Raw genomic sequence first — 24,945 nt, forward strand, 5'->3', positions numbered from 1 at the left:
GGCGCTCCGCGGATGCGAGATCGTCGCCCTCCGCAGGAACCCTGGAGAAAGGATTAGGCAAACCCTGGAAATCCCGCATGCCGGCAGGATAACTGTCCACGTGGGCGCATGTAACGGGGTGAGACCTGGGTAAATGAGCCAAGTGAGCGCTAACACGGACAGATCCACTGGCCAGCAGCCTACGGCTGCATCTGGAGCGTCAATATCACCTCGTCCGGCACCCAGGGACTGACGTCGACCACGTACCAGTCGCCCGGCATCGCGGCCGGGTCGCAGAGAGGTGAGACTAACACTCCGTTGCGGTTGAGTGCTCTGGGCGCTCATGCCGCAGCCGCCTGTTGCCGGGCGGCGGTCCCGGTCTTGCCCCCGTGCGGGGGGCCGGGTTCCGGGTTCGGCGGGTCGTGCCGCGCGGGGCGCGGTCTTACCGTCCCTCCCCCGGCGTTTCGCCTCTCCGCCCCACTGGCGGCGAGGTGCAGCAGGTTCCGGGCCGCGTTCACGTCCCGGTCAAGGACCAGGCCGCATCCATCGCACCGGGAGGTCCGCTCGGCCAGGCCCAGCTTGGCTTTCACCGTGCCGCAGCCCGAGCAGGTCTTCGAGGAAGGAAACCGCGGTCGGCGGTGACGAGCGTCCCGCCCTGCCAGGCGGTCTTGTAGCCGAGCATCCGCCGGGCGGCGCCCAACCCCTGATCGGCGACCGCGCGGGCGAGGCGGCGGTTGCGGGTCATCCCGGCCGCGTTCAGGTCCTCAACGACGATCGTTTCGTACCGGGTGGCGAGCATCGTGGTCGCCTTGTGCAGTGCGTCCGCGCGCAGGTCAGCGACCCGGGCGTGCAGGCGGGCCAGCCGGGCGCCCGCCTTGCGGCGGCCCGCCGACCCCGGTTTCGTGCGAGCGTGCGCGCGGGAGGCCCGCCGCAGCCGACGCAGCCCCGCCCTCAGCGGCTTCGGCCCCGGGATCGTGATCACCGCCCCCGTGTCGTCGACCCCGGTGAGCAGCGCCTTCACCCCGAGATGCCCCGCTTCTTGAACCGGGGGAACCCCAGCCGGCGTCCCGGCCGCTCGCCCTCATCGAACTCTTGGGTGTAGCCATTTCTGCCGTGCGTCCCGTCGCTATCGACCAGCCAGGAGCGCTACTGGTCACCGTTGCGACGGCAGTTGGCAAACCCCTCATGTCCGGCACCGCGAAAGCATTTCCGGCTTGGCGCCCGGTCAGCGCGCGGGTTCGGCGCTGTCCGCGGAGACCGGGCCCTGGACGGCGATGAGGGCGCTCAGCCGGGCGGCGGCGGCGCGGACCTGGCCGAGCAGGCGTTCCTGCAGTGCGGAGGGTGAGCGGACGAGGGGGGACGGGACGGTCAGCGCGGCGACCGTGGCCTGGCCGTCGGTCACCGCGGCGGAGGCGGCCCAGACGCCCCTGTCGATCTCTTCCTCGCTTGTCGCCCAGCCGCGGGCCGCCACCTTGGCGATGGCCTCCTCGAGGCGCTCCGCCTCCGCCGGGTCGGTCTGGGCGAGCGGCGCCAGGCATTCCCGCCTGACTCGGTCCGGCAGGCCCGCGAGCAGCACGCGGCCGCTCGCGCCGCGCAGCAGCGGAAGGGACTGGCCCGGCTCGAACGTGGCGCGCAGGTGGTGCGCGGACTCGACGCGGTGCACGCAGACAGGGACGCGGGCGATCAGCCTGACGAAGATCACCGTCTCACCGCACTCGGCGACCAGGTCGCGCATGACCGGGTCGGCGATCTCGATGAACGTCTCGGCGGCCTCGGCCGCACGGGCGAGCCCGATGATGCGCGGCGTCAGGCGGTAGGCGCCGTGGTCGTCGCCGGCCAGCAGCCCCGTTTCGCGCAGCAGCGCGATGTAGCGGTACATGCTCGGCAGCGGTATCCCCGTCAGGCCGGCGAGTTCGCGGGCCGTGAGCGTGTGCCGCTGCGGCGAGAAGGCCTGCAGCACGGACAGCACCCGGCGCGCGCCCTCCGCACCGGAGGCCGTGGCCGGGACCGCGATCAGGTGCTCCCCCGTCCCGTCCGGTACCTGGGGGGCCGAATAAGCGTCCACGGGACTCTTCTCGGATATCGAGCCTTATTCGAATGTGACCTTCGCGACACGATAACGATACATTCTGGTGAGCGTCAAGCACTTTTGATGCTAATGGGAATAATGGGAATTCGAATGTCGTCGATTTTATGCGAAGGGTTTCCGCTGGCTATTTGTGCCGGCCGACCCCTAGATTGTCGCCGTGGCCCCTACCGACCTGAGTGAGCCGGAACGCCTGCTCTGGCAGGCTTTCCCCCGCGGCGCGTGGATTGACCTGCGCACCGGCGATCCGGCCGGCGACGACCCGCAGGGCGGGTCGCGCTGGGGGCCGGAGCGTGTCATCCGGGCCGAGGTGATCCGCGCCCTGCTGCTCGGTGCGGGAGAGGCCGAACCCGGCCAGGTTCCCGCGGTGCGGCTGCGCGGCGCGCGGATCACGGGGCGGCTCGACCTGATGGGCGCCACGGTGGCCCACGCGCTGGTCTGCGACTACTGCCGCTTCACCGAGATGATCCGCCTCGTCGATTCCTCGGCGGGAACGGTGCGGATCCACGGCAGCCTGCTGCCCGGGCTCAACGCGGCCCGGATGCGCCTGTCCGGAATCCTCGACCTGCGGGGCTCACGGATCGAGGGAATGATCAAGCTCGACCATGCCCGGGTGGACGGGCTCTGCCTGAGCCGGGCGGAGATCGGCGCGGACGGCACAACCGCGGCGGTGACCGCCAGCGGGCTTTCCGTGGACGGCGAATTCGAGGGCGTCGCGCTGCGGGCCGAGGGGCCCGTCCTGCTCGAGAACGCGACGGTGGCTGGCGGCGTCGACCTGAGCGAGGCGCGCATCACCGCCCCCGGACAGCGCGCGCTGATCATGAGCCGTGCCGTGATGGGCAGGCTCGACGCCCGCGGCATCGCGGTCGCGGGTGAGACGCGGATGCACAACACAAGGATCGGCGCGAGCATGGTCCTGGCCGGAGCCAGGCTGGATAACCCGGGCGACGTGGCACTGAGCGCCGGCGGGCTGAGCGTAGCGGGCGGCGTCTTCCTCGCCGACAACTTCGCCGCCAACGGCGAGATCAGGCTGTACGGCGCCAGCCTGGAGGCGAATCTGACCGCCACCGGTGCGGCGCTGCGCAACCCGGGCGGGGTCGCACTCACCCTCGACCGGGCCACGCTCGGCGTCTTGCGCGGCGAGGACCTGGTCGCCGAGGGCCAGGTCAGCCTCAGCGGCGCGCGGGTCACCAGCGACGTCGACCTGCGCGGCGCCCGGCTCAGCGGCCACGGAGACCAGGCGGCGCTCGCCGCCGACGGCGCCTCCATCGACGGCATGCTCTACCTGCAGGGGCTTGTCGCGGACGGCGAGGTGCGGCTGCGCACCATCCGGGTCGGCCAGCGCATCCTGCTGATGGCCGCCCGGCTGGCCAATCCCGGCGACACCGCGCTGCGGCTGTCGCGGGCCCTGGTCGGCGCCGACGTTTTCTGCGAGGGAATGACCGTCACCGGCGGGGTGCGCGCCCCCGGCGCCACGATCGGCGGCGAGCTCGACTTCGACGGCGCCAGGATCTGCAACGGGCCAGGCACGGCGCTGCAGGCCAGGTCGCTTGAGGCCAACCTGCTCTCGCTGCGGTTCGCCGAACCGCCCGAGGGCCTGGTGGACCTCGGGCACGCGCGCGCGCGGATCATCCGCGACGATCCCGCGAGCTGGGCCGGCCGGCTCAGCGTCGACGGCCTGAGCTACGACGCGCTCGAACCGCGGCTGCCCGCGCGGCGGCGCCTCGAGTGGCTCGCCCGCGACCCCGACGGCCACACGCCGCTCCCCTATGAGCAACTTGCCGCCTACTTCACCGCCATCGGCCAGCCCGACCAGGCGCGCCGGGTGATGTACGCGAGCGAGCGGATCTTGCGCCGCGGCAAGTCGCCGTTGTCCCGGGCCTGGGGTCTTGTGCAGGATGTCACCATCGGGTACGGGTACCAGCCGTGGCGGGCCGTCGCCTGGCTCGTGCTGCTGCTGCTGGCCGGCAGCATCACGTTCGCCGTCCAGCCGCCGCCGCCGCTCCAGGCCGGGGACACGCCGCACTTCAACCCGGTGGTCTACACACTTGACCTGCTGCTGCCCGTGGTGGATCTCGGGCAGAAGCACGCGTTCAACCCGGGCGGGGCGGAGCAGTGGCTGTCGTACGTGCTGATCGCCGCGGGGTGGTTGCTCGTGACGACGGTGGCGGCGGGGGCGGCGCGGGTGCTCAGCCGGCGTTAGGTGCCTTTTTTGGCTCCTGGCTGGCGTGGACGGCCGCGCCGGCGGTCTGGCCCAGCAGCTCTGTCACGGCAGCCAGGAGACGTGGCCGGCGAGGAGTGCGTAGCCGATGAAGGCCACCCCGTCGATCAGGGTATGCGCGATGATCATCGGCAGGACGCGGCGCCAGCGCAGGAACAGCGTGCCGAAGATGAGGCCCATCACGGCGTTGCCGATGAACCCGCCGAAGCCCTGGTACAGGTGATATGAGCCGCGCAGCGTCGCGCTGATCAGGATCGCTATCCACGGGTGCACGCCAAGCTGGCGCAGCCGGGTCAGCAGGTACCCGGTGACGAGGACCTCTTCAAGCACCCCGTTCTGCAACGCGGACAGCACGAGGACCGGGAAGCGCCACCAGATGTTCGGCAGGTTCTCCGCGACGATGTTCACCGCGATGCCCGACTTGTACGCGATGAAGTACAGGCCGAGGCCGCTGCCGCCGATCAGCGCCGCGAGCGCGGCGCCGCGCAGGAAGTCGCGCAGCGGCTGGGTGCGGTCGACGCCGATCGACTTCGCGCCGTCTCCGGAGCGTGCGAGGAGGTAGAAGGCGAGGATGACCGGCGCGGCGCCCGAGGCCAGGGAGACCAGCTGGAGGAACAGGTCGAGCACCGGGCGGCCGGGCGCCTGCGAGCCGTTCAGCGTCACCTGCTGCGACGCGAGCGAGTGACGCGCGGTCAGCGAGCCGATCAGCGAGACGAACGCGTAGACGCCGCTCGCGCCGAGGGACACCGCGAAGACGGCGACGATCTCCCAGCGCAGCAGGACACGCTCACGCCAGGACAGCTCAGGAGAGTCCGTCGGGCGGGTGAGGCGGAGCCACGAAACCGTTCGGGATGACGGATGTTGATCTTCCGCCACGGACGGCGTCGCGAGGTCGTCTTCGGGTGAAGCCATGCTGTTAAAGGTACTTAAGGTAGCTGAGAGTTGGCTCGAGCCGGGCGGGGGGTACGGGGGGTCGTCCCCCCGGGAGATACGGCTGGCTTGGCGGGCCGATAAGATGGCGGGCTTTGCCATCGGCCCGTCAAGCCAGCATGGCGTCGAAGTCGCCGTCCTGGGCGCCGCCGATCAGCGCCTCGATCTCCGCCCTGGTGTAGATGAGCGCCGGACCCTGTGGGTCGGCGGCGTTGCGCACCGCGATCTGGCCGTCGGGCAGGCGGGCCATCTCGACCCCCGTGCCGCTGTCGTTCTTCGGCACGTTGGTCGCCAGGCGCCATTCCAGGTCCGGCAGGTCTCCTGCGGGCATTCCGTTATAGACCGCGTTGGCCATCGGTCCCCCTTGTGTATTGCTCGGCGCGTTTGCGCTCAGATTTCCTTCAGCATGCTGGTCAGGATCTCCCTGGTCCGGTCGGGCGACGTGCCCGCGACCGACAGGCGCTCCATCACCGCGGCGTAGCGCTCGACCTCTTCCGGCTTGTCAATGTAGTGCGCGCCGGTCAGGTACTCCATGTACACCACGTCAGGAAGGTCCGTCTCAGGGAACCGCATGATGGTGAACGCGCCCGCCTCGGCCGCGTGCCCACCGTACCTGAAGGGCATCACCTGCAAGGTGATGTTCGGCTCGCCGACCAGGTCGATCAGCCGCTCGATCTGCTTGACGTGCACGTCACGGCCGCCCATCGGCCTGCGCAGCGCGGCCTCGTCAAGGATCACCCAGTACCGCGGAGGGTTTGCCCTGGTCAGCAGCTGCTGGCGGCCCATGCGCAGCGCGACGCGGCGGTCGATTTCGTCCGGGTCCATGCCGGGCGCGCCCTGCGTGACGATGGCCCGCGCGTACTCCTCCGTCTGCAGCAGGCCAGGCACGAACTGGACCTCGTACACCCGGATGAGCTGGGCGGCCTCCTCGAGGCCGACGAAGACGTGGAACCAGTCGGGGACCACGTCCTGGAACTTCTGGTACCACGGGGTGGCATTGGCCTCGCGGGTGAGCTGGACGAGCTTCTCTTTTTCCGCGGGATCATCGATGCCGTAGAACTCGAGAAGGTCGGTAACGTCGCGTTCCTTGAAGGAAACCCGGCCGAGTTCCATCCGGCTGATCTTGGAACCAGAGGCACGAATGTGGTATCCGGCGTCGTCACGAGTGACGCCGGCGGACTCGCGGAGACGGCGGAGCTGGGCACCCAGGAGCATTCTGAGCACAGTGGGACCGCCTGCGGGAGCGGCGCCCCCAGGCGCACTAGCACTCAACGCGGTCCCCTCTCAGGTCTTCCGGCTCGCCGGCGTTCCCCTTCACCAGCGCTTTTGCCTCCTCGCGCTGCATCTGCACGTCACGTCTGCACGGACGTTCTTCACATGCATGCGTTGATGACGGTGCGATGATATCGCGCCCAGTGTCGGTATACGAGTTTCTAGGAATACTTAGAAGACGGGACAAGTCAGGTCATCCCGTCGAACCTGCCCTGTGCCTGCCCGGGACGCGACGCTTCATGCGGATGAGCACTATGCTTCCTTGGGTCAGCGCCTCACGTTAGGGCACCCAATGTTGAAGACACCCGCCAGCGGTCAGGCGGCCTTGGCCGGCCTCGAGAAGCGGCTCACGGGCAATGTACCCGACGACTCGGACATCCCCAGCCCGGTGCGCAAGGCCGTGCGGTTCATGCTGGCGGGGGCGGGCGTCACCGTCGTGTTCGCCCTGTTCGAGGTCATCGTGCTGCTGGCCGACAGGAACTCAATCGGCAACATCAACGGCAAGCCGCCCTCGTCCGCGCAGGTGGGAGAGGCCGTGGTGTTCGTACTTATCGAGTACGCGATCCTGACCGCGGTCTGGATCATGATGGCCAGGCTGAACAGGGCGGGACGCAGCTGGGGGCGCATCGCGGCATCCGTCCTGTTCGCCATCTCGACCTGGCAGCTTTACACGGTCGTCCACTCGGTGGGCGCCGCAAAGTACATCACTGTCGCCGACATCATCTACATCGTCCTCATCTTCGCGATGTGGCTGGCGGGCATGGGCGCGATCGCCATGCTGTGGCGGCCGGAGTCCAGCATCTACTTCCGGGAACGCACCGCGTTGCGTTAAGTCCTGTTTTATTGGGGATTTCGTGAACCAGGTCTCCCGATGACGCGTCTATCTTTATGGGGCCTGGCGTTGGCGGGGCGCCGGGCCCCTTCTTTTTGCGTCGCGCCTCTTGACGTTGCACCGCTTGGCGTTGCTCTCGCGACTGCGGTGGCGCGTGCTTTGTTCAGTGCTTGTCGGTTCCTCCCGAATTTTTAGCGTTTGGGCAGGATTCTCTGTCCCCTCTGGACTAATCAGCGCCGCTGGCGTAAGCAAGGAGAGGACCCTGCTCGTTGCGGGGGTCTAGACCTTAGCTGGGAGGGAGCCGGGGCCGTGGCACACGCATGGATGCCGGAAGCGGTGCGCATCCGGGCGGAGACTGACGGGGGCCCCCTGCTCGGCGGCGCGCCCCGCGCGGTCTGGCTGACCCTCGGGACCCTGCCCGGCGCGGTGTCCGTGCAGTCGGCCGCGTCGCGACTGATCAGCGAGCGCAGGCCGTGCCACCTGATCTGGGACCCGATCAGCGGCGACCTCGCCCAGCTCATTTCCGTGCTGCGGGCCGGGTGCGCGCTCGGCGCGGCGGACCACCTCGACTGGTCGCCGGGGCGAATCGGGGCGCAGGCCGACAACGTGAACGCCGAGGGGCGGGTGTGCGTGCAGATCGGCGTGCTCGGTCATCCCGCCGAGCCGTTCACCGCCCTTGCTCTTGTCGGCCTTGAGGCCATCGTGGACTGGCTTGACTCCTGGGGCGTTACCCGGCGGTGGCCTTCGGGGCGGCCGGAGGCCTATCGCGGCAGCAATGGCCGGGCCGGGCGGCGGAACCTAGCGCAGTGGGCGCGCGGCGGGCACTTCGGGGCTTCGCAGGTGCCCGGGTGTAACAACGCCGGGCCCGGGGCCATCGACATCGACCGGATCACCGGGGTCACCGGGGTCACCGGGGTCACCGGGGTCACCGGGGTCACCGGAGTGCCTGGCGTTGCCGGGGTGCCTGAGGTTCCTGAAGTTGCTGGAGCTCGGGCGGTTCCTGAGGTTGCCGGGGTTCCCGGGGTTCCTGGGCGGCACGGGCTTGCGGCGCGGACTCGAGAGCTGCCGACGTCGCTGGCGGACGCGGCGCTGGCGATTCCGGCGTAGCGCTTGCTGACGAAAGCGGGGCGGACGGGGAGGGAGCCGCAACCGTTCGGCGGCTAGATTTTTGGCTCTAGTCTTGGTGGAATGAACGACCGGCTGGTATGGATCGACTGCGAGATGACGGGGCTCGACATCGAGCGGGACGCGTTGATTGAGATCGCGTGCGTGGTAACGGATTCCGAGCTGAACCTGCTTGACGGCGGGATCGACCTGATCATCAAGCCGCCGGCCGAGGCGCTTGATCAGATGAGCGACGTGGTGCGGGAGATGCACACCACTTCCGGGCTGCTTGCTGACCTCAGTGAGGGGATGACGCTCGCGGAGGCGTCTGACGCGGTGCTCGCGTATGTGAAACACCACGTGCGCGAGGCGCGGAAAGTACCGCTGTGCGGCAACTCGATCGCCACCGACCGGTGGTTCATCGCGCGGGACATGCCTGAGCTTGATAACTGGCTGCACTACCGGATGATCGACGTCTCGTCGGTGAAGGAGCTGGCGCGGCGGTGGTACCCGCGGGTGTACTTCGCCTCGCCGGAGAAGCACGGCGGGCACCGGGCGCTTGCCGACATCATCGAGTCGGTGCGGGAGATGCGGTACTACAGGGACGCACTGTTCGTCCCGCAGCCGGGGCCCGACTCGGCGACGGCGCGGGAGATCGCCGCCCGGTACGCCAGCAAGCCGGCCGGTACCGGGAGCGGCCCTGAGGGCGCCGGCGCTTAGCGTTCGTTCGCACTGCCGCGGTTCGCTATACTCGTGACAGCCTTCTGCGGACGGCGCATGGTGGGTGTAGCTCAGCTGGTAGAGCGCCAGGTTGTGGTCCTGGATGTCGCGGGTTCAAGTCCCGTCACTCACCCCATGTTGCAAGGCGGGTGACCTGCAGTTTTAGCAGGTCACCTACGTCCCGGGTCACGGCGGCCCGGGCCGCGTCGAATGTCGGCTGTATCGCGGTGACCAGGTACAGCAAGGCCACGAGGGCCGGTGCGGTTCTGCACAAATCCGGCTGACGATCCCACCTGGATCGTCTCGGGTTCGTCCCTCACCGGCCCCTGGGACATCACGCTGGCCCGCTCGGTCCGCTGTCCCGGCCTCTACGCTCCCCGCCTGGTTCGCGGCGCTGCTGGCGGCTGGCACCTCATCGGTTTTGTCGCCGGCCCCGCCACCGGCTTCGTCGGTGAACTGTCGATCCCGTCCCGGTCAGCTACGCGGAGGCCACCGGCCCCACGTGCGACGTTGTGATGTCACCCTGACCGCGACCGGATTCGACCCGACGGCTCGTCACATCGCCAGTTCCAGCGCGGTAACGCGACGGGTCCGGGCGCCAGGCCGCTGATGATGGTCTTGATAATCGAGTGGTAGGTGGCCTCGGGGTCGGGGGTGGGCACGAGGCCCCTGAGCTCGGACGCGACCGCGCCGTGCACCGCGCTCCAGATCTGCCGGGCGGCCTCGACCGCGTCCGGGGCGGCGAGCACTCCGGCCGCGGCCGCCAGTTCCACGGTGCGGACCAGCGCCCCGAAAGCCGCGATCGCGTGTTCCCCGACCTTGGCCGACTCGCGGCCGCGCGGGATGGCATCCTGGAACATGATCGCGTGGAGGTGCCTGTTGCCGAGCGCGAAGATTCGGTACCGCAGGCCGCAGTTGTACAGCCGGGCGGCCAGGTCCGGCTCGTCGCCGGCATCGATGGCGGCGCGCAGCCGGTCGAAGCCCTCGATCAGCAGGGCGTCGACCAGGCCGTCCTTGCCGCCGAGCCTGCTGTAGAGGCCCATCGGGGCGACGCCCGCCTCCGCCGCAACCGCGCGGACGGTCAGCCCGCCGGGGCCGTCCCTGACCAGGACCGCCTCGGCCGCCGCCAGCAGTTCCCGCTCGACCTCGGCGCTGGGCGTCCGACTGCGCCGCGCCAGCGCCGCACCCGCCTTGCTCATGGAAATCGTCTCCAGGACCCGCCTTCTAGGCCTCCTGCAATTATAGGACACCGTAACATAATTATGTTACGGTGTCCTATAATTCCGGCTTCGGCAAGCACCGGCCACCAAGCCCCGGGCAGCGGATGGCCACCGGTCTGCGGCCAGCCCGAGGAGCACCCGAGCATCATGGTTCTCACCTGCCGAGTTGAATAATGAGGCTTGACCTTCGCCGCCCGGGGAGTCATCGCCGGGGCTTACGACGTGAACGTCCATGGTGGCGCCGGATCGGTCATCTGCTCGGCGCGAGCGGGGCACGCCTCATGCCGACGCTGCTGTCGGCCCTAGAGCAGCATGGCGGACCGTTCGGGTTGCAGACGATGTGCACGGCAGGCAGTACGGCCAACACTACAGTCACCGAGCGCCTCTGACGGTTCGCGGTCCGCGCCCCTGATCTGTTCGCGCCGATCAGGGGCGCAACCGTCTCCGGCCGGCGATTCCAGGCACCCGGTTATTTGCCCATCGGAAACCGATCGGTTTACACTGTGGAGAACCGATCGGTTTCCGATGGACGGCACCGACGGGTTACGGCTTTGCAGCGAGGAGACGAACATGCCGTTGACCACCAGCACCGAGCCCGGAATCAGAATCCCCGGAACCACTAGCCACTTCCTCGACCCGACCGGGTCACGCGACCAAGGGCAAGGCCGGCTGCGCTACCTCACCGGCGGCAGCGGCGCGCCGCTGGTCCTGCTGCACACCGTGCGCACACAGGCCGAGCACTTCCGCAACGTCATCCCGCTGGTCCAGCAGAGGTACACCGTGTACGCGCTCGACCTGCCGGGAATGGGCTACTCGCAGATCGTGCCCGGCGCCTCCTACGACGAGCCCGCCATGCGGGACGCCGTCAGGCGGCTGCTCACCCAGCTCGACCTGCGTGACGTGACCCTGCTCGGAGAATCGATGGGGGCCGTGCTCGCCCTCACCGCGGCGGCCGACCTGCGCGACCGGGTCCGCCGCGTGGTGGCGGTCAACGCCTACGACTACCCCGGCGGAATCGCCAGGTCCAGTCTCCTGGCCCGGCTGATCATTACCGGCGTCATCGCGCCCGGGGCGGGCCCGCTGCTCGCCGGACTGGAACCAAAGCCCGTCATGCGCGCCATCCTGTCCGGCGGCCTCGCCGACCGGACCGCACTGCGCGAGGACTACCTGAACGAGCTCCTCAGCGTCGGCCGCCACCCGGGCTACCCGGCGGTCGCCCGCGGCGTGTACCGCAACCTTCCCAGCCTCATCGCGGCCCGCGGCCGCTACGCCGAGGTCACCGCACCGATCCACCTCATCTACGGGGAGAAGGACTGGTCCCGCCCGTCAGACCGGCAGGCCAACAAGCAGTTGCTTCCCCGCGCCGAGTTCACCCAGGTCCCGGACGCCAGCCACTTCATCGCCCTGGAACGGCCTGACGTGCCGGCCAACCTGCTGAACTCGGTCGCATGAGCAGCGACACCCCACCGGCCCCGCCGGCCGGCCATGCAGCCAGGCCGGCAGCACCCGCGGCCCTCATCACCGGCTGCTCCAGCGGGATCGGGCAGCCACCGCGCTGCGCCTGCACGTCGCGGGCTTCACGTGTACGCGACGGCCCGGCAGCCCGAATCGCTAGCCGGACTGGCCGCCGCCGGGATCACGACCCTGCGGCTGGACGTTACCGACGAGGCGTCGATGACCGCCGTGGCCGACCGGATTACCGCCGCGCACGGCGGGGTCGCGGTCCTGGTCAACAACGCCGGGTTCGAGCTCGCCGGACCGGTCGAGGAGGTGCCGCCGGCTGAGGCCCGCCGCCAGTTCGAGGTCAACTTCTTCGGCCTGGCCCGGCTCACCCAGCTCGTCATCCCCGGCATGCGCGAGCGCGGCGCCGGGACGATCATCAACCTGTCCTCGGTGTTCGGCCGCTTCGCCATCCCCGGCAACGCCTACTACGCCGCCAGCAAGCACGCCGTCGCCGCATTCACCGACGCGCTGCGGCTGGAACTGGCCGGCTTCGGCATCCGCGCCGTCCTCATCGAGTCCACCGCCGCCCGCACCAGCCTCCATGCCAACATCGCGTGGGCCGAGAACCAAGGAGGCGAATCCTACGCCGGCTTCTACGCGGATCTAGCTGACTGGTATGCGCGCACCTACACCGGGCCGCCCCGCAATATGGCCGGACGCCTCGCGGTCAGCGCCGACGACGTCGCCGCTGCGATCGCCCGCGCCGCCACCGCCCGCCACCCCCGCGCCCGCTACCAGGTCGGAACCCTCGCCCGCGCGCTGTTCGCCCTCCGCCGATGGCTGCCCGCACCCGCCTTCGACGCCTTCGTCCGCACTCAGTTCCCCAACCCCGCCCGCCCGGGCGCCGCCGCCACCGCAGAGCGACAGCAGCTCCTCACCTCGGCCGCTGGAACTCAGCCGTCAAGAAACCCCGGTGACATCCCGCGAGGAAGATGACTCTGATGACCCGCCGCTGAGGCGACTGTTCAGCGCCCTCGCACCGGGAGCGCGCCGGGTGCGAAGAAACCGGACGGCTGGCCGGCGAGCAGGCCGCGCTGCAGCGGGTCGCCGCGCTGGTGGCCAGGGCCGCCGCCCCGGAGGAGATCTACCGTGCGGTGGCCGAGGAACTGGCACGGCTGTCGGCGGCGGGCATCGCGGTGGTTCTGCGATACGAGACCGACGGCACCGCGACCGTGCTCGGCGGCTGGAGCGGCACCGGGATGCCCGCAGTCACCGGCAGGCGGCTGGCGGTGGAAGGGGAGGGCATCGCCGAGTCGGTGCTGCGCGCCGGCCGGCCAGCGCGGGACACGCGGTTCGCCGGTGCGCCTGGGTCGATGACGGACTTGCTGCGGCGCGCCGGCATGCGGGCGGTCACCGGCAGCCCGGTCGTCGCCGGCGGCCGGCTGTGGGGGTGGTAATTTGGCCGGGCACCGCCGCGCACCAGCGACCGTCGTCCCGGGCACGGCCAGCTCACGGCCTTCGGGTATTGACACTGAGCCGCCATGCCGCTCACCCGTTTACAACCTGCCCGTCCTGAAATCAGCACTGCTCTTAAGAATCGCAGAGTCTACGCTCCAGTTCTCCGGCTGGACCCTCTCCCAGAGACTACCCTTGCCTAGTTCCCTTCCGAGCCGGTCTTCCCGGCGGAACCACTGCTCGGCACTTCTGATCCTGTTGGGGTGAATTTCGTCGAGCAGGGCGTAATCCCTGGTGATGATTCCGTGTTTCCACATATTCCAGAAGCCCGTGAAATTGTCGCGGAAGCTCATGGTGCTCTTGTCATTGGGATCGGCGTTGTATCCGGCAGGGTGATCAGCAAGCCCCTTCAGGTCCGGACTGTTCCAGTACGTGTCCAGGTCAGTGTCGACGTACCGTGCCGGATGCCCGGTGACCTTCTCGAATGCCGCAGCCATATCGGCATAGGTCATGTTCGATAGCGACTTCGAGGTCCATGCCATTAGCCAGCTCTGGATGGTCGAAGAGCCAGCGAACGTAGAATCCGCAATCATCGAGAGCCACGTGGGGAACGGCTCCCTCGCCGAGCGGGACCCGCCACGTGACGACACCGTCCTCGATGCTGGGAGTCATGGGCGTGAGCGGCGAGATCGCCATCTCAATATAGGGACCTGAAGTGAAGACCGCTTAGTGACCGGTGCGGAATCTGGAATCGTAGCCCGATTTCTTGAGGACGTAGTCGAGGTTTCCGTAGACGAAGAACTTGATTCCTTCCTCAATCGCTATCTCGTAACTGCGGATGGCCCAGTAGGTCTCGGTTTTCTCGCCGGTGTTGAACCCGTCGATGTTGATGAATGCCCCGTCGCAGCCGCGAAATCCTTCGCGCAGCACGTCCTCGTCGGCGAACGATCCTTCGAGGATGGAGACGTTGCCGAGCGCGAGGAGGGCCTGGGCTCGGGGGGAGGCAGGATCCCGGGTGAGGACCCGCACGGAGTACTTCTTGTCGGCGACGAGATCGCGGATGACGGGTATCCCTTGAGCCCCTGTGCCGCCTATGACGAAGATGGTGGAGGTGGCATGAGAAGGCATCGCTTTGACTCCAGAGGTTGAGTAGGTACGCGATGGACGCGGGCGCGTTCGGGACTGATCTGCGCATCAGCCTGGCGATCAACGACACCGGCCGGCTGACGCTGCGCCGGTGCCCGTGGGCGATGGACCTTGGAAACCGATCGGTTTCTAGCAGAGTACACCGATCGGTTTTCAAATGGCAAGCGCCTGGGTTCGCCTCAGGCGCCGCGTGAGCGTGCCCTTAAGCCGGGCACGCAACCGGCTCACTTCGCTGCGACACGGCACTCGATACGGTCAAGAAGAGCAGCTTGGGCCCGCAAGCCGAAGATCATCGCACGCCCGGAGACCCAGACGGGCTGGCCTGGCACTGAACCGGGACCGCGCTCTCCAGGGCATCCGCCCGCGTAACAGAGTGCACCGGGTCAGGCGGATGCGGGGCGTTTCGCCGGGGGCTGCCAGCCGCCGGTGACTTCCTTGACGGGCTTGTGGGGAAGCGGCGCCGGGCGTATTCCTGCGCATGTGAGCCCGGCAGGACGTAGAGGGTCTCCTTCTTGTCCTGGAGCGGTCGCAGCACGGTGTCCATGAAGGTCTTGCGGTCTTCCAGGTACGGGCCGAGGACGTCCTCGCCGGCGGGGCAGACGGCCAGGCAGTAGCCGGACTTGTAGCCGGGGGAAGAGGTCAGGCTCTGCCACATGGAGGCGTTTTCAGAATCGGTGACCCGGGAGCGGTAGTCGGCGGCGTCCTGGCTGCCGGCCACGGTCTGCGCCCGGTCGGTGCCCGCTCATGAACTCACGGTAGTTGTGCATGGTACAAGCGAGCCCGTCGAACTCCCCGTCCTTGCCGATGGCGCCGACCGGGCAGGCGGCGACGCACAACTTGCAGTCGATGCAGGGGCTGTTCCAGCGCCTGCCCGTACTCGCCCACCTCGGCGTCCACCACGACGGTGGCCAGCAGCACGAAGCTGCCGAACTTCGGGTGGATGACGTTGCGGTGCAGGCCCATCAAGCCGAGCCCCGCGGCCACCGCGACCGTCTTGTGCGCCACTGCCCAGGTCCGCTCCCGGGGGAAGCGGTCCATCTCCTGGGGGAAGCCAACCGACGGGTTGAGCGCGCGGTAGCCGGCGTCCTGCAGTGCCCGGGCGGCGCGGTTGGCCTGCTCGTCGGCCTGGTGGAACTCCTGGTTGGCCACGCTGCGGGCCGGGGAGCGGCAGTTGTCGCGGTTCATCCGGACCGCCATGGCGATCAGGGTACGGGCGCCGGGCAGTGCGGACTGTACGTGCTCGCGCTCGCCGGCCAGGCCGGGGTGGTCCAGGCTGACCGCGGCCGCGTCGTCCGCACCGGCCGCAAGGCACAGTTCGCGCAGCCCGGCCGCGTCGATCACCGCCGGCTGGCCCGCGGCGTCACCGGCCCTGCGCCGGGCGAGTACGGCCTGCACCGACGGGTGCGCAGCCAGCTTCGCCGTAAGCCTGGAATCTGACGGTCGCCCCTCGGCGTCGCGCGGTAGCCATCCGATGCTCCTAGTGAGTCTAGTTTTCAAACTCGCAGCCGCGTACTGCGGATCGGAACGAGTGCTTGTCAGGTGATCCGGCGCAGCCGCGGGACGATCACCGCGGCGCCGCTGGCGACGCTCAGGGCGGCGAACACCCACCAGGCCCGGTGGTAGGCCGTGAGCGCTTGCGCCGGGGCTGAGGTGGCCAAGATCGCGACGAAGATGCTGACACCGAGCACTGCGCCTAGCTGCCGGAAGCTGGAGGCGACCGCCGAGCCGAGCGCCAGGCGGGCGGGGAGCAGCGACGCGACGGCGGCGCCCGACTGGACGGGCAGCGTCAGGCCGATGCCGGCCCCGGTGAGCAGGCTGATGGTCAGCCAGCGGCTGGCCCAGTCCGGCGAGCGGCCGATGAACAGCGCGAACAGGACCGCTCCGGCGGCCCAGGCGAGGGCGCCGGCCAGGAGCACGGGACGGTGCCCGATCCTGGCGGCCAGCTTGCTGGCCGGCCGGGCTATCGCGACCACCACCAGCGGGGCGGGGGTGGCGCCGAGCGCGGCCCGCAGGACGGAATAGTGCCAGACGGTCTGCAGGAAGAGGGTGTTGCTGAGCAGCATGCCGTAGAAGGCGGCGGCGAACAGCAGCGTGGCCGCGTTGACCAGGCGGAACTGGCGGACTTTGAACAGCGCGAGGTCCATCGCCGGCCGCGCCGCGGTCGCCGAGCGCCACAAGAAGACGGGCAGCAGCCCGGCGGCGGCCGCGAACCCGCTGACCACCCAGGGGGTTGACCAGCCCCAGGAGGGTCCTTCGATGATGGCGAAGCTCAGCAGCGCCGGGATGGCCGCCATCAGCAGCGTCCCGGCCGGGTCGGGGATGCCGGCGGACCGCGGCTCCCGGGACTCGTGCAGCACGCGCCGTCCGAAGAAGATGATCAGGGCGCAGATCGGGACGTTGATCAGGAATACCCAGCGCCATGACGCGTACTCGGTGAGCAGCGCGCCCAGGGTGGGGCCGAGGGCGGCGGCTGCGGCTCCCATCGCGCCCCAGGTGCCGATGGCGACATGCCGCCGGGCCGCGGGGAACTCGGGCAGCACCAGGGCCAGCGAACTCGGTACCACCAGCGCGGCGAAGGCACCCTGCAGCGCGCGGGCCGCGGTCAGCACCCCGGCGTCCGGGGCGGCGCCGCACAGCGCGCTGAACACGGCGAAGCCGCCCAGCCCGGCCAGGAACAGCCGCTTGCGGCCGTACCGGTCGGCCAGTCGTCCCGCTGGGATGAGCACCGCGGCGAACACCAGGTTGTAGGCGTTCAGGACCCAGGACAGGTGCCCCGCCGTGGTGCCGAAGCTCCGGCTGATCGTCTCGAAGGCCACGTTCACGACCGTGGTGTCCAGGAACACCACGAAGACGCTGAGGCTGCCGAGGGCGAGCACCCGGGCCGCCCGCTTTCCCGCCGCGGGTTCCCCTGGCCGGGCGGGCGGCGACGGATCCGCGGCCGGTGCTGGACGCGCCCTGGGCGGGGCGGGTTCCTGGGTAGTCATCGCACAGCTCTCCAGTATGTTGTGATTTCCAACCAACTAGTTGCCGATGCTAGCGGTAGTCTGTTGGAAAAGGCAACTGACTCAACTGGAGGCGTGCCTGATGAGCGAACACAGCGGACAGGTCGTCATGGCCGACCAGCCCCTCGGTGTCAGGCCGTGCTCGGTCGCGGCGGCCCTCGACATCCTTGGCGAGCGGTGGTCGCTGCTGGCCATCAGGGAGATCGGCTACGGTGTGCACCGGTTCGCCCGGATCGCCGCCTACACCGGCGCGTCCCGGGACATGCTCGCCGACCGGCTGCGCAAGCTGGAAAGCGCCGGCATCATCGAACGACGGCGGTACAGCGAGCATCCCCCGCGTTTCGAGTACCACCTGACCGAGGCGGGCCGCGAACTGTTCCCTGTGCTGCTCGCACTGCGGCAATGGGGCGACAAATGGGCCGTGGGCCAGCCCGCGGTCGAGTTCCTGCACGGCTGCGGGCAGCCCCTGAAAGTCGACCTCACCTGCCAGCACTGCGAAGGGCCGGTGACCCGCGACCGCCTCGTCGCCGTACCGCCGAACGGCAGGGACAACGGCATCGACGACAGCGACAGCACCGGGCAGGCATCCGTCCGCTGAGCCTCCCGGCGGATCGGGCGCACTTGCCCGGAACCCGCGAGAACGTCAGCTTGGCGCTCGAGGACCTCAACCGCGGCAGGCCTGGCCGAGCCGGTCCAGGCCGGCCACGCAACGGGGCGACGACTGGCCAGCCGCGAGACAGCGTGAGCAACCACGGCCTGGAGACCGCCACCCAACTCCGCCGTCTCACCCGATCCGGAACCTGTCGGCCGACCGCAGTCACCCCGGTCCGTTCGGGATGACGAAAGAGTGCCCTTCCGTCGGCGGACATGCTTCGGCTCCACCGGGACTATGCGGCTCATCGCGACCGTGGACCAGCACATCAACCAGGGAGGTCCGTGCGGAGCGTCTCAGCGCAGCCACTTACCCGGTCCGGGGCCTCGAAGGCTCCTGTGCTGCGATCGGTTCGCCCCACGGTGATGGAGGGCTCCGGCAACTGAAAACCGATCGGTTTTCATTTCGCCGGAACCGGGTTATCCTCGCAGCATGACCACCGAGGCGAAGCCGAGTCCCCGAGAGCGGCTGCTGGAGGCAGCGGCCACGCTCACCTACCGAGACGGTGTCGGTATCGGCATCGAGGCGCTGTGCAAGGCGGCGGGGGTGTCGAAGCGCTCCATGTACCAGTTGTTCGACAGCAAGGACGAACTGCTGGCGGCAAGCCTGGAGCGGAGCGCCTCCGCCTACGTGGCGACGCTCCTGCCTGCGGCTGGCGATGGCCGTTCCCCCCGCGAGCGGATCCTGCACGTCTTCAAACAGGTGGAGTTGCAGGCGGGCGCACCCGAGTTCCGGGGCTGCCGGTACCTGGCGGTGCAGATCGAACTCAAAGACCAGAGCCACCCCGCGAGCCGGGTGGCACGCCAGGTCAAGGAAAACCTGACAGGCTTTTTCCGCTCCGAGGCCGAACAGGGCGGCGCGAGCGATCCGGGCCTGCTGGCCCGGCAGCTCAGCGTGGTCTTCGACGGCGCCAGTGCCCGCGCGGGGATCGGAGCCGACACCCTCACCGGGCTCATCGCGCCCACCGTGGCTGCCCTGCTCGATACGGCAGGCGTGCGCTGACCCGCTGCCTTTTCTGGCAGGCCTGGAACCCGAGGTGCTCTCCGGGTTGACGCCGGTCTCCGGCAGCGCCCGGATCGCCTCCCACGCCGGCCACGACCCGGTCCAGGCGCGCCGACGCGCCGACGCGCCGGAAAGCCGCATGAATTTACAGCCCACGACACCCCACGGAGGACCCCATGACCACGATCGGTTCCGCGAACACCGCAAGCGAGATGGTGCGCTCGACCACCTCCGCCGCCTTGCGAGTCGCCTTTCGGGAGTTGGAACTCTACGACACCGGCGACGTCGCCGGGGCCGACGAGGTGTTCGCGCCCGATCTCATCGACCACAACACCGCTCCTGGCACTGCCTCGGGCATCGACGGCATGCGAACGCTGATAGCCGCGGTGCGCGACGGATTCACCGGTACGCAGCACCGGGTCCTGTTTCACCTTGAGCTTTCTGGCGGCTGGGTGGTCCTTCACTGGCAGATGACCGCGACTCACAGCGGAGAAGCTTTCGGGTTCGACGCCAGCGGCAATGAAGTCTCCATCGAGGGCATCGACATCATGCGCGTTGCCGACGGAAAGATCGCCGAGATCCGCCACGTCGAAGAAATGCTCAAGCTCACCCAACAGATGAGCGCCGGCGCCCAGCCGGCCTGAGGATTCAGATCTCGTGGCGGTGCGTGACCGAGATCCCGCTTGGATGCGGCGATTTGCACACTTAGCCCGGATCCACGTGCGCCGTGCCGGGCAGTGGTGAGGTAGGGACCCATCCGCGAAACGCCTTGCTGTGCCAAAACTCGCCAATGGCCGCTGACCAGCAGTTTTAGCGCGTTCACGCCCCCAACGCAAAAGGCAACTTCTGCTTCGAGGCTAGGCTGGTGCGGCGGGGCTCTGGTGCGCTCAACGCTGCCAGGCCGCTAACCATGAGCTTCGGCAGCTAGTGACCCAAGCTGTTATCCCGCCCCGTCACCCCGCCGAAGGCACTGCGGGACGGCATCGCCACCTTGCAGGACGGCCAGTGCTTCGATTGCGGCCAGAGCCCCGGCACCAGTTATGTTCGCCAGGGGATTGAGCCGGATCAAGCGTGCGGAAGGTAGTTTTAGGTGAAGTCGAGTCAGCTTTTGCAGTCCGCCTAAGGGCTGCCCAAGGACACCGAGGAAGAGAAGGCCGCGCGGCCCGCCGCGCTCGGCGGCGCCGCCCGGCCGCCGACCGGCAGAGCGACTCCCACCCGATCGCCCCGAACGTCGTTCCGGGCCGCCCGGAAGTCGAACTGGCGGATGACCGCGTTCGGCCGCCCGAACGAGCGCAGCCCCGGGTGGTCACTCACCCGGTTTGTGCCTTCCCCTGGCGGAGGACCACGATCGCGACCGGGCCCTCGCCGACCACGAATCCCGGGTGGTAGGCATCGGTCGCGGTGGTCACCGATACCACGGCGCCCTGGCCGAGGCCGGGTCCGCCGTCAATGACGAAGGCCGTCTTGCCGTCCGGGGTGAACGCGACGGGGCCGGGGTAGCTCGTCCGGATCTCCTTGAAGATCGTGTGCGTCGCGGTGCTGATCGAGAACAGCGAGTTGGCGTGCTTCCCGGCCCAGCGGACGCTGACGTAGAGCTTCCTGCCGTCCAGCGTCATCGACATCCAGGCATCGGACGCAGTGGGGCCCAGGCTGATCGGCGGGGCGGTTTTCCCGGTGAAGGCGCTGACCGGCGTTACCTTGGCGTGCACGGACGTCACCGGGCCCGCGCCGCTGCTCAGCACCCACGCCGTGTGGCTGTCCGCCGAGAACAGGATCGCCTGCGGGCCCTGGCCGACGGTGACCGGCTTGCCTGCCTTGCCGGTGTCCAGTCTGATCGGGGTCACCGTGGTCGAGGTCCGGGCCGGGTCAGTGATCCAGGCGTACATTATGAGGCCGTCCGGGCTGACGGCGAGGTGGGCGGTCCCGTGCGGGTCCTTGACGCCGAACGGGATGACCCGGCCGATCCTGCCGCTGTGCGGGAGGATCTCGGTCACCACGCCCAGGGCGCTGCCCGCGTAGAAGTTCATGGTGTACCGCCCGTACACCAACGGGGCCGGGCCCGCGCCGGGGCCCGGCGCGAACGTGACCGGCGAGCCCGCCGTCATCCCGGTCTCGGAGACCGGGATGACCTCGGTGCGGTTCGCCAGCGGGTGGCCGGCGGTCACCCAGACGGAGTTGTGGTAAGCCATGCTGCCTACCCCGCCCGGGACCGGGATCAGGCCGCTGGCCTGGTTGGAGTGGGTCCCGATCGCCGTGAACCCGCGGGAGCTCGCCACCCAGACGTACTGCCCGTTCGGCGGGGCGATCATGGCCGTCGGGCTGCCGTCGATGGGAATCGGCGGGCCGGGCTGGTTCAGCGAGGGGATGAACGGGGTGACGCTATCCGAGCCGCTGTTGGCCACGTAGCCGAGCACGGGCCCGAGCACGGCGGGCGTGACGACGGCTGGCCGGGCCGTCGCGGCACCTGCGCGCGGACCGGTGGCGACCACCGCCAGGGCCAGCCCGGCCGCGGTGGCAGCCGACAGCGTCAGAGCTCGGACGATCAATGGACGCACAACCCACCTCCTTGTGCAGTACGGCTCCCGACTCGCGCACCCCGGCCGAGGCGGGCAGACACTTAGGCCGCCGCTCGGCTGGATACCTTCTGTCCTAGCCGCAATACCTGGTCGGCCTCGCCCGGCTCAACCGGAAGGTGGGTGATGATGATCCTAGTCCGGTAGAGCTCCCGCTATGCGGGAGCTCTAACCCCTTTGCGCTAAATGATCTTGATCGACTCATCGGTCACTCTTGATGCATGAATTTCCAAAGCATCACACGCGCGCATCATCTGATGATCATGGTCGGTTCCGCTGCCTCCTGCCGAGGCCACTGCCGGCCCAAACCGACCGCCATCGCGACTTGGTGCACCTGATGCGTTAGCCACAGCATGAAACCAGCGGCAGCGCACGCGGCGACGTGCGCGTGGAGATCCGGTTCCATGTTTCGCGACCCACTCGCCGCAGGCGGGCACCATGCATCACGCAGGTCGAGCCCGCTTCCTGCGTTCCCGTTGGTGCGCCATCCGTGCGCCAGGAGCCCTTTACCTAGTGGGGGATGCTGGAGGTTAGGGGAGGATAAAACCACTGGTCAGACTGCCTTCTGTGTTATCGACTTGGATGTCTTCCTTCCCTGACACGGAAGAGGTCATGGTCCGATAGACAGGTGATGACTCGGGCGGCTGCCTTTATTGCCGGTCATTCGTCTCGAGCTGGTCGGCTGCGGGCGGGGCCTTCGGTGCGTTTCCAGGTGTGGCGCCAGTAGCGGTCGGCTTCGGCTCGTTCGGCCTCCCGGTGGGCTTGTTCCTGGCGGCGTTCGCAGGCGCCGCGTCAGTCCTGTCCCCGGCGCGGCAGTTCCCGGATCTCCCCGTCCTCGGCTACGAGGACGCTGCCGGCCACCGGACTGCACCCGCTGCCGCACGCGCCCGGCATTCCCGTTCGGCAGCGGCCGCCTGCGCCAGTACCGCCCGGGCGAACTGCCGGGCCTCCGCTACGGTGAGACCCGCCCACCCGGTTCCCTCGCAGCCGGGGCACTGCCCCAGGTCAACGAAGACCCGCGCGGCGGGATGACGGGCGCCGCCCAGGGCGAGCCTGCCTACCGTGAGATCCCGCCCGCAACTGGTGCGCAGGTACTCGTGGTGCCCGTCAGAGCCGGTCCCTGCGACTGCATCTGGCCTCATCACGCGCCTCCTGGCTATCGCGTGACCACCGATAGTGATCACATATACCCCAACGGGTATAGGCAAATACAGGCCGTGATTATTCCGTCCTGTGCTGCCGGCGCGCGCTGAACCGGCCTGACTCCTCGGTGACCGGCGCGACCGCCGGTCTCCGGGGTGCTCAGGGAGCTGACCGTCACCGCGGAGAGCGCCAGCCGCGGCTGGCCTGGATCCCGGTCCGGGCGTGAACCTGCACCAGGCGCTCCGCGCCGTCTCTGCCCTCGGCCGGCCGCAGGCCCGGGAATGCCTCGGCCCGCCTTGCGTTATACCCAGGGGGGTATCACTGGATGCCACGGGAACCAAAGGAGTGAAGGATGAGTACCGTCGCGCTGACCGAGGACACGTTCGAAGAGACCGTCACCAAGCCAGGGATCACGCTCGTTGACTGGTGGGCGTCCTGGTGCGGTCCGTGCCGGATGTTCGCGCCCGTCTTCCAGGCCGCCAGCGGCAAGCACCCGGACATCACGTTCGGCAAGGTCGATACCGAGGCCCAGCCCGCGCTGGCCGGGGCAGCGCGGATCACCTCGATCCCGACGCTGATGGCCTTCCGGGACGGCATCCTGGTCTTCTCCCAGCCCGGCGCGCTGCCCGCGGCCGCATTGGAGAAGGTCATCCAGGCCGTCCGGGACCTGGACATGGACGACATCCGCACCAAGCTCGCCGCGCAGGAAGGGGCGAGCCGGTGAGCTACGGCACCAACATCACAGTACGGGCGCCGTTCGCGGACACGGTCGCCCGGGTCCGCGAAGCCCTCGCCGGGCAGGGATTCGGCGTGCTAACCGAGATCGACGTCACCGCCACCCTGCGGGCAAAGCTCGGCGAGCAGATGGAGGACTACATCATCCTCGGCGCCTGCAACCCGCCGTTCGCGCACCAGGCACTCGGCATCGACCGCAGCATCGGGCTACTGCTGCCCTGCAACGTCGTCGTCCGCGCCACCGGTGACGAGACCGTCGTAGAGGCCCTGGACCCGCAGGTCATGGTCACGCTGACCGGCCGGCCCGAGCTCAAGCCCGTGGCCGACGAGGTCGGGCGGCGGCTCGCGAGCGCGCTCGCCGAACTCACCCCGTGACGGGGCCGACCGGGGCGCCATCCGGGCGGCCCCGGGGAACGCCCGGGAGAAGACGGCCGACGGTGGCTGGCGCGCGGAATCCGGCCTAGCCGAACGGGAACGTGGCGGCGCTCCCCCGGTTGGGCGCTGCCGGGGTGGTGAACACCAGAACCCGGTGCGTTCGCCGGACGTCACCAGCGGCAGGCGCGGTACTGCGAACCCCAGGGGGTATACGTCAGCTGGCGACAGGCTGCTGCCCGTCATGCTGAGCGGCGTGCTCGGCGTAGAACTCCCGGAACGCGGCGAACGCCCGCGCGCCGTACACGGTGGCCGGGCCGCCGTTCATCAGGAAGGTGACACCGATCGCCTCCGCCGCCTGCGCCGGGGTCGCGCCGTGCAGGACCGCAGCGTGGGCGTGCGCGGCGATGCACCCGTCGCACTCCTTGCTGACCGCGATCGCCAGCGCGATGAGCTCCTTGGTGCGCACGTCCAGCGCGCCCGCGGCCAGCGCCGAGTCATAGAGCTGCTTGTAGCCCGCGTACACCTGCGGGATCGCGTGCCGCAGCTCGCGGGACGGCACCCGAAGCTCCTCCAGGACATCCTTGCCGTAACCCATCGCCTGCTCCTTCCGTTGACAGCCCTGTGACTACAGCATCGACCGGGGCGCCCGGGCCGCGCGGCGGCCACAGGTCACCCCTGCCCGCCATTGGTCCCGCGCCCGACCGATACCCCGTCGGGTATAGTGAACCCTGGATAATCGAGTTAGGCACCCGGATCCGCGCGCCGGGTGCGCCACCCCCGAGGGAGCCGGCATGGACGTGGACAGCGAGACGATGGCCAGCGTGCTCAGGCGGCTCAAGCGGGCGCAAGGCCAGGTCGGCGGGGTCATCAAGATGATCGAGGAGGGACGCGACTGCGCAGACGTGGTGACGCAGCTCGCGGCGGCGTCCCGGGCCCTCGACCGCGCCGGCTTCCAGATCATCGCGACCGGCCTGCAGCAGTGCGCGCTCAACGGCGACGAGGCAAGTGACGCCGATCGCGCGCAACTCCAGAGGCTATTCCTGTCGCTCGCCTGA

30 protein-coding genes and 1 tRNA gene are annotated in these 24,945 nt (G+C 69.2%); 15 read left to right on the plus strand and 16 right to left on the minus strand.

The features are described 5' to 3' along the window. Positions 1-320: 320 nt before the first annotated feature. From EAS64_RS03425 to EAS64_RS03435, 3 genes are all read right to left on the minus strand, one after another. On the minus strand, positions 321-641 hold the full coding sequence (locus EAS64_RS03425; RefSeq protein ID WP_145852316.1) for a zinc ribbon domain-containing protein: 321 nt from the start codon (positions 639-641) through the stop codon (positions 321-323). Beyond that, a complete protein-coding gene (locus tag EAS64_RS03430; protein WP_145851239.1) occupies positions 566-1,000 on the minus strand; it encodes an RNA-guided endonuclease InsQ/TnpB family protein in 435 nt (144 codons plus the stop codon). The genes EAS64_RS03425 and EAS64_RS03430 overlap by 76 nt, the downstream gene beginning before the upstream one ends. 204 nt (positions 1,001-1,204) lie before the next feature. Next, on the minus strand, positions 1,205-2,044 hold the full coding sequence (locus EAS64_RS03435; protein WP_145851240.1) for an IclR family transcriptional regulator: 840 nt from the start codon (positions 2,042-2,044) through the stop codon (positions 1,205-1,207). A gap of 181 nt (positions 2,045-2,225) precedes the next feature. On the opposite strand from EAS64_RS03435, the gene EAS64_RS03440 reads away from it, so the two are divergent. Continuing rightward, complete coding sequence (locus tag EAS64_RS03440) at positions 2,226-4,268, plus strand: translocation/assembly module TamB domain-containing protein (RefSeq protein WP_145851241.1); 2,043 nt, start codon at positions 2,226-2,228, stop codon at positions 4,266-4,268. Positions 4,269-4,331: 63 nt separating this feature from the next. Here the strand turns inward: EAS64_RS03440 and EAS64_RS03445 are convergent, their stop codons facing one another. The 3 genes from EAS64_RS03445 to EAS64_RS03455 form a co-directional block, all read right to left on the minus strand. Then, entirely contained in the window at positions 4,332-5,198 is an 867-nt protein-coding gene (locus EAS64_RS03445) for a CPBP family intramembrane glutamic endopeptidase (protein WP_145851242.1), read from the minus strand. Between the two features lie 127 nt (positions 5,199-5,325). Continuing rightward, positions 5,326-5,571, minus strand: a complete 246-nt coding sequence (locus EAS64_RS03450; RefSeq protein WP_145851243.1) for a DUF397 domain-containing protein — start codon at positions 5,569-5,571, stop codon at positions 5,326-5,328. A 35-nt stretch (positions 5,572-5,606) separates the two neighbouring features. Continuing rightward, positions 5,607-6,440, minus strand: a complete 834-nt coding sequence (locus EAS64_RS03455) for a Sco1979 family transcriptional regulator (protein WP_500691512.1) — start codon at positions 6,438-6,440, stop codon at positions 5,607-5,609. A gap of 340 nt (positions 6,441-6,780) precedes the next feature. On the opposite strand from EAS64_RS03455, the gene EAS64_RS03460 reads away from it, so the two are divergent. The 4 genes from EAS64_RS03460 (at position 6,781) to EAS64_RS03475 (ending at position 9,280) form a co-directional block, all read left to right on the plus strand. Next, positions 6,781-7,320 carry a hypothetical protein gene (locus EAS64_RS03460; protein WP_145851245.1) on the plus strand — a complete coding sequence of 180 codons (540 nt, stop codon included), beginning with the start codon at positions 6,781-6,783 and terminating at the stop codon, positions 7,318-7,320. A 309-nt stretch (positions 7,321-7,629) separates the two neighbouring features. Further along, positions 7,630-8,427 carry a hypothetical protein gene (locus tag EAS64_RS44455; protein ID WP_222848951.1) on the plus strand — a complete coding sequence of 266 codons (798 nt, stop codon included), beginning with the start codon at positions 7,630-7,632 and terminating at the stop codon, positions 8,425-8,427. 81 nt (positions 8,428-8,508) lie between these two features. Then, on the plus strand, positions 8,509-9,144 hold the full coding sequence (gene orn / locus EAS64_RS03470) for an oligoribonuclease (protein ID WP_145851246.1): 636 nt from the start codon (positions 8,509-8,511) through the stop codon (positions 9,142-9,144). Between the two features lie 60 nt (positions 9,145-9,204). Continuing rightward, positions 9,205-9,280: transfer RNA gene (locus EAS64_RS03475), tRNA-His, on the plus strand. 382 nt (positions 9,281-9,662) lie between these two features. On the opposite strand, the gene EAS64_RS03480 is transcribed toward EAS64_RS03475, so the two are convergent. Next, a complete protein-coding gene (locus tag EAS64_RS03480; protein ID WP_145851247.1) occupies positions 9,663-10,343 on the minus strand; it encodes a TetR/AcrR family transcriptional regulator in 681 nt (226 codons plus the stop codon). Positions 10,344-10,537: 194 nt separating this feature from the next. Between EAS64_RS03480 and EAS64_RS03485 the strand changes: the two genes are divergently transcribed. The 4 genes from EAS64_RS03485 to EAS64_RS03500 all read left to right on the plus strand — a co-directional run bounded on the left by EAS64_RS03485 (position 10,538) and on the right by EAS64_RS03500 (position 13,264). Next, positions 10,538-10,753, plus strand: a complete 216-nt coding sequence (locus tag EAS64_RS03485; RefSeq protein ID WP_439333579.1) for a hypothetical protein — start codon at positions 10,538-10,540, stop codon at positions 10,751-10,753. Positions 10,754-10,934: 181 nt separating this feature from the next. Further along, positions 10,935-11,816, plus strand: coding sequence for an alpha/beta fold hydrolase (locus EAS64_RS03490; protein WP_145851248.1), 882 nt, complete (start codon positions 10,935-10,937; stop codon positions 11,814-11,816). Positions 11,817-11,849: 33 nt separating this feature from the next. After that, positions 11,850-12,803 (plus strand): SDR family NAD(P)-dependent oxidoreductase, encoded by a 954-nt coding sequence (locus tag EAS64_RS03495; RefSeq protein WP_281283181.1) that lies wholly within the window; start codon positions 11,850-11,852, stop codon positions 12,801-12,803. Positions 12,804-12,922: 119 nt separating this feature from the next. Next, on the plus strand, positions 12,923-13,264 hold the full coding sequence (locus EAS64_RS03500; protein WP_187365663.1) for a GAF domain-containing protein: 342 nt from the start codon (positions 12,923-12,925) through the stop codon (positions 13,262-13,264). Between the two features lie 99 nt (positions 13,265-13,363). Here EAS64_RS03500 and EAS64_RS03505 read toward each other — a convergent pair whose 3' ends face one another. From EAS64_RS03505 to EAS64_RS03520, 5 genes are all read right to left on the minus strand, one after another. Next, positions 13,364-13,774, minus strand: a complete 411-nt coding sequence (locus tag EAS64_RS03505) for a hypothetical protein (protein WP_145851250.1) — start codon at positions 13,772-13,774, stop codon at positions 13,364-13,366. 214 nt (positions 13,775-13,988) lie between these two features. Continuing rightward, positions 13,989-14,390 (minus strand): NmrA family NAD(P)-binding protein, encoded by a 402-nt coding sequence (locus EAS64_RS03510; protein WP_145851251.1) that lies wholly within the window; start codon positions 14,388-14,390, stop codon positions 13,989-13,991. 307 nt (positions 14,391-14,697) lie between these two features. Continuing rightward, positions 14,698-15,126 (minus strand): hypothetical protein, encoded by a 429-nt coding sequence (locus tag EAS64_RS44460; RefSeq protein ID WP_222849140.1) that lies wholly within the window; start codon positions 15,124-15,126, stop codon positions 14,698-14,700. Then, positions 15,074-15,244, minus strand: coding sequence for a hypothetical protein (locus EAS64_RS47290; RefSeq protein ID WP_222848953.1), 171 nt, complete (start codon positions 15,242-15,244; stop codon positions 15,074-15,076). Before EAS64_RS47290 ends, EAS64_RS44460 begins: the two co-directional genes overlap by 53 nt. Positions 15,245-15,943: 699 nt before the next feature. Then, entirely contained in the window at positions 15,944-17,392 is a 1,449-nt protein-coding gene (locus EAS64_RS03520; protein ID WP_145851252.1) for an MFS transporter, read from the minus strand. A 100-nt stretch (positions 17,393-17,492) separates the two neighbouring features. On the opposite strand from EAS64_RS03520, the gene EAS64_RS03525 reads away from it, so the two are divergent. The 3 genes from EAS64_RS03525 to EAS64_RS03535 all read left to right on the plus strand — a co-directional run bounded on the left by EAS64_RS03525 (position 17,493) and on the right by EAS64_RS03535 (position 19,708). Further along, on the plus strand, positions 17,493-18,008 hold the full coding sequence (locus EAS64_RS03525; protein ID WP_145851253.1) for a winged helix-turn-helix transcriptional regulator: 516 nt from the start codon (positions 17,493-17,495) through the stop codon (positions 18,006-18,008). A 486-nt stretch (positions 18,009-18,494) separates the two neighbouring features. Beyond that, positions 18,495-19,064, plus strand: a complete 570-nt coding sequence (locus tag EAS64_RS03530; RefSeq protein ID WP_145851254.1) for a TetR/AcrR family transcriptional regulator — start codon at positions 18,495-18,497, stop codon at positions 19,062-19,064. Positions 19,065-19,240: 176 nt separating this feature from the next. After that, entirely contained in the window at positions 19,241-19,708 is a 468-nt protein-coding gene (locus EAS64_RS03535; protein WP_145851255.1) for an ester cyclase, read from the plus strand. Between the two features lie 475 nt (positions 19,709-20,183). Here the strand turns inward: EAS64_RS03535 and EAS64_RS03540 are convergent, their stop codons facing one another. The 3 genes from EAS64_RS03540 to EAS64_RS03550 form a co-directional block, all read right to left on the minus strand. Beyond that, the gene (locus EAS64_RS03540; protein ID WP_145851256.1) at positions 20,184-20,378 is read right to left on the minus strand and encodes a hypothetical protein; all 195 of its coding nucleotides are present in this window, start codon (positions 20,376-20,378) and stop codon (positions 20,184-20,186) included. After that, positions 20,375-21,619, minus strand: a complete 1,245-nt coding sequence (locus EAS64_RS03545; RefSeq protein ID WP_145851257.1) for a YncE family protein — start codon at positions 21,617-21,619, stop codon at positions 20,375-20,377. Before EAS64_RS03545 ends, EAS64_RS03540 begins: the two co-directional genes overlap by 4 nt. 857 nt (positions 21,620-22,476) lie before the next feature. Beyond that, a complete protein-coding gene (locus tag EAS64_RS03550; RefSeq protein WP_145851258.1) occupies positions 22,477-22,779 on the minus strand; it encodes a hypothetical protein in 303 nt (100 codons plus the stop codon). Positions 22,780-23,132: 353 nt separating this feature from the next. Here EAS64_RS03550 and EAS64_RS03555 point away from each other — a divergent pair, with 353 nt between their 5' ends. Together EAS64_RS03555 and EAS64_RS03560 are read left to right on the plus strand one after the other, a co-directional pair. Next, positions 23,133-23,504 carry a thioredoxin family protein gene (locus EAS64_RS03555; RefSeq protein WP_145851259.1) on the plus strand — a complete coding sequence of 124 codons (372 nt, stop codon included), beginning with the start codon at positions 23,133-23,135 and terminating at the stop codon, positions 23,502-23,504. Then, the gene (locus EAS64_RS03560; protein WP_145851260.1) at positions 23,501-23,890 is read left to right on the plus strand and encodes a DUF302 domain-containing protein; all 390 of its coding nucleotides are present in this window, start codon (positions 23,501-23,503) and stop codon (positions 23,888-23,890) included. Before EAS64_RS03555 ends, EAS64_RS03560 begins: the two co-directional genes overlap by 4 nt. A 214-nt stretch (positions 23,891-24,104) precedes the next feature. On the opposite strand, the gene EAS64_RS03565 is transcribed toward EAS64_RS03560, so the two are convergent. After that, entirely contained in the window at positions 24,105-24,485 is a 381-nt protein-coding gene (locus EAS64_RS03565; RefSeq protein ID WP_145851261.1) for a carboxymuconolactone decarboxylase family protein, read from the minus strand. Positions 24,486-24,681: 196 nt separating this feature from the next. On the opposite strand from EAS64_RS03565, the gene EAS64_RS03570 reads away from it, so the two are divergent. Continuing rightward, complete coding sequence (locus EAS64_RS03570; protein WP_145851262.1) at positions 24,682-24,945, plus strand: metal-sensitive transcriptional regulator; 264 nt, start codon at positions 24,682-24,684, stop codon at positions 24,943-24,945.

Source organism: Trebonia kvetii (assembly GCF_007827045.1).
GTDB classification, from domain to species: Bacteria; Actinomycetota; Actinomycetes; order Streptosporangiales; family Streptosporangiaceae; genus Trebonia; species Trebonia kvetii.